This is a genomic window from Sinomicrobium pectinilyticum (genome assembly GCF_003725735.1).
GTDB classification, from domain to species: domain Bacteria; phylum Bacteroidota; class Bacteroidia; order Flavobacteriales; family Flavobacteriaceae; genus Sinomicrobium; species Sinomicrobium pectinilyticum.
In genome coordinates, this window is the sequence record NZ_RJTM01000133.1 from 1 (window position 1) to 3,703 (window position 3,703).

Annotated in this window: 4 protein-coding genes; 3 read left to right on the forward strand and 1 reads right to left on the reverse strand. The window is 46.0% G+C overall.

The genetic code is table 11. From position 1 onward, the window contains the following. The 3 genes from ED312_RS23890 to ED312_RS19275 all read left to right on the forward strand — a co-directional run. The coding region (locus tag ED312_RS23890; RefSeq protein ID WP_170164563.1) for a hypothetical protein at window positions 1-354 on the forward strand (354 nt) is incomplete at its 5' end. A 397-nt stretch (window positions 355-751) separates the two neighbouring features. Next, window positions 752-1,180: a hypothetical protein gene (locus ED312_RS19270; protein WP_123217663.1), complete on the forward strand. Its 429-nt coding sequence runs from the start codon at window positions 752-754 to the stop codon at window positions 1,178-1,180. 184 nt (window positions 1,181-1,364) lie between these two features. Next, the gene (locus ED312_RS19275) at window positions 1,365-1,541 is read left to right on the forward strand and encodes a GNAT family N-acetyltransferase (protein ID WP_123217664.1); all 177 of its coding nucleotides are present in this window, start codon (window positions 1,365-1,367) and stop codon (window positions 1,539-1,541) included. A gap of 126 nt (window positions 1,542-1,667) precedes the next feature. On the opposite strand, the gene ED312_RS19280 is transcribed toward ED312_RS19275, so the two are convergent. Further along, a complete protein-coding gene (locus ED312_RS19280; RefSeq protein ID WP_123217665.1) occupies window positions 1,668-3,518 on the reverse strand; it encodes an alpha/beta hydrolase-fold protein in 1,851 nt (616 codons plus the stop codon). Window positions 3,519-3,703: the final 185 nt, after the last annotated feature.

The following is a 3,703-nucleotide window of genomic DNA, read 5'->3' on the forward strand; positions in this document are numbered from 1 at the left end:
CAGGACACCCTTTTGATTGCCTATAAGGACAGTACATACCAAATGACCATTGGCGGCCTGAAGCAGCTCAAACTCCGCTTAATCCAAGCCTTGAAACAGCACCAGCCGGAAGCATATGACCACCTTATCAAGGAACTTCAAATGTACTCCCAACCTTTCTTAACAGACAGTACGGCCTTTATAGGGCGCTGGCGACTTAGGACTGAGCGGGAATCCCTATGGCTGGAACATCAGCAGATGCCACGAGCTCCTCTGATGCTTTTTCACCTTGCCGAACTGGTGTTTACCGACGGGCAGTGGAAGGTAAAAAAGATAACATACAAAAAAGTCTGGAAAGCCTTATACCGGGGATGAAGAATGGTATAAACAATACGGACAAGAACAAAACCATTAAAAAACCCCGATCAATATGTATGAGTCTTAAGATCAGGTTTTATTCGGGCTTAAAGCTGAACTAAAATGAAATGAACCTCCAAAAAATACGAAATAAAACTGCCAGAAGGCCTGAAAATACATTTCCAGTGGAAAAACGGCCAAAAGAACGACTGCCAAGGGGGATTTACAGGACGAAAAGGGGCAGCCCAGCTGATTGGGTTTTGGACAGGAATGGCATAGCCCCGCGTTACCGGGAGCATTTCTTTCGCGGTTAAACACCTGTTATCAATCTGCTCCCACCGGAAAATTTGAAGGGTACATTGCCCCGGGGACATAGACGATTATCTTAAATTAATGGTGAAATAAACGTAATCATATGAAAGATAAAAATGAACTTAATCCATATTTCTATACCGTTATAGCGGTTTCGGCACTAACTGTTATCTTTATGGTCGTCCCTGCTAATACTGACATAGACTGGAGCCTTGCCTGGATATTTTTCGGTTTCTTGCTTTATATCCCTTTACTTTTTATAAAAAACCGGATATTGACAGGCATGGTGATAGCTGCAGAATATCTTTTTCTGTTGTTTATTTTTTGGGTTTTCATGATGTTGGCCAGGTACGAGCCGGGGGAAAAACTGGCCCCGTTGGTACTATTTACGGCACATTCGTTTATACGGTTGTTCCTTTTTCTTAAAATAGCGGGGAGCCGTTATGCCCTGCCCCTGGCCATAGCTCTTGCCCTTTTAATAAGCATTCCGGTATATTGGTATGGCTCTACAGAATATCTTAAACTGATGTGAAGGTTGTAAACATAATTAGAAAAGGCTGTAAACCTGAAAACCGGCCAAAGGCACCTGGAACAGTTGCCCCCTGCCCCAACTGCTCCTCATTATGAGTCCCGCCGAAACGAGGAGCCATCATAAAAGGACATTTGTAACTCACCATAAAAAAGAGATTATGTACATTTAGAGTGTTGTACAGACTTTGAAGTTAAATAAAATACCGGCCACCTATCTGGTAGAAAACCCGGCATCGGGAAAAGTGATGATCAAGAACGGAATAATAAAAGAAGGAGAATTAAAAAAGCATACCAGGAAAAACGGCATCTATCACAGTCGTATACAATACAGGTTAACCCGAAAGGAATTTAAGCAAAATTAAGTTCTCCGCTGACTCTCATTTGAGCATGGCAAAAGCGAGGACCTGCTGCCTGGGATGTCCCGATAAACGGGCAGGGAATTAATCCCGGGGTTCACCATATTTCGATACTCCCCCTAGGTGACCCGGTTAAGGTATATTCTTTTTATCAATCGTCCATCCTTTTGAGCGGGAAAGTCCGCCAGGGTTACCGGTAAATAATTTCCCCGCTTTGCGATCGCCTTTTAATTGCCATTTGTACCAATGGGTCGCCACCCTGGCAAATTCGCCACCGTGCGGATCGCTGTACGTACCGCCATGCCCCACATCCAGGTTGCCCATAAAAACGGGAACATGGTTGATTCGCCTGAAATCGTCCATCCCGTTTTCATATGCAATATCGGATTTACCACCTAAAAGATAAAGCACTGGGGTGTGTATCTTTTGGAGTTGGTCTTTATTCACCCGGGGCATACCGGACATGCCGTCTCCCGGGTCTTTTAATACCCCGCTGTTGAATACGCCTATGGTAGTAATTCTCGGATCGGCTGCGACCTCCAGGACTTGTAAACCACCGCAGGACATCCCGCTTACAGCGATCTTCGTGGTGTCTATCTTATTATAGTAAGGACTTTTGCTGTCATTGTTCTGTGCAATGGCCCAGTCAATAGCATCGAGCAGTTGTTCTGATCTTGATTTGTCCTTTACCTGCTCTCCCTTTTCTTCGGGCATGCTGCCCGTAGCCACAACCAGGAACCCGTGAGAAGCGATCTCGTTCAGAAAATTAACGTGCTCCCAGGGCGAGTTATAGCAGGCTCCATTACCCCAGGCAATAACGGGGAGTTTGTTCTCTTTGCCAAAAACACTGATATCAGCGGGCCTGAAAATGGTGTGGGTGGTCAATGAAGGTTCTGTCATCATTATGGCAGGATATTCCCCGGTGCCTCCGTCTTCGATAACCCTGGATTCTTTTTCCCCTTCAAAAACCAGGTGCTCAGAGAAGAAAGGCAGCACTTTTGTCCGTATACGTTCGGCGATGCGATTCAGATGATCGCCGGTATAGCTTTCATATTCGTGCGATATTTGATAGGTTTCCAGTAATTCATGCAGCTTTTTCGTTGATGTGCTGATGCCCTGGTCCTGCAACCCGGCATCCATGCCAATAGCCTCCAGTTTTCGTAAATTGGGGATGTATTGCTCAATGGTGTAAAGTGTTCGGTTAGCGGTTATTTTATTGGCGATGTCCTGACGGACCTTACCATTGGCAAAAGGCAGGTCGAGATAAAACGGCGGGTTATCCGGATTGGGAGCAAAAGCGGCAGAAGTAGCCAGCGTAGCTATCTCAAAGAAAGGAGCTTCTTCCAAACGGTCCAAGGTTGTAATCGACTCTATTTTATCCGTAAACTCTTTATCCGCATTCACCTCTCCTTCCATACAGCACGGGCTCAGCAGGTAAATGGATGAAAACACATCCGGGTATTTCATCCCCAGGCGGATCGTTCCGTATCCGCCCATCGAATGCCCTGCCAATCCACGGCTTTTTACATCTGCCAGTGTCCGGTAATGGGTATCGATATATTCTACCAGTTCTTTAGTGACAAACGTTTCCCAGTCGCCGACAGTTACCGAATTGGCATACATGCTTCCCTTGAAGCGGTTATAGGCATTAGGCATCACTACGATCATCTCTTTGGCAAGTCCTTCCGAGAGCGACCGGTGGATCACTTCATACAGGTTGATCCAGTGATCTTCCCACCCGAACCATTGCGCATCTGTGTCGGTAAATCCGTGGAGCATATATAGTACGGGAAAGCGCCCATCGGGGTTTGACTGATAGGACGGAGGCAGATAAACCGTTACATCACGCTCGGCAGGATCGCCGATGAGATTGCCTTCAATGGCGGCGCTGTATAATTTGATGCGTTCTTTGGTTCCTTTCTGGGCCCGGGCAAACGGAACACTCAGGAAGATAACGATCAGGAGTAAAAGGATTTTTTTCATGGCCAATAAATTTATGCCTGGGGCAACATACGTTTTATCCCGGTGATCTATAGGACTAACACACGATGCACCGAAAGGTTCAGGGGTTTTGATACATAATGAAATTGTTCTTAAGCTATTGGTTAATCAACTACCTCGGGGCAATCCCGATAATTATCGGGACACGAGGTATTCAAACGAGCCAA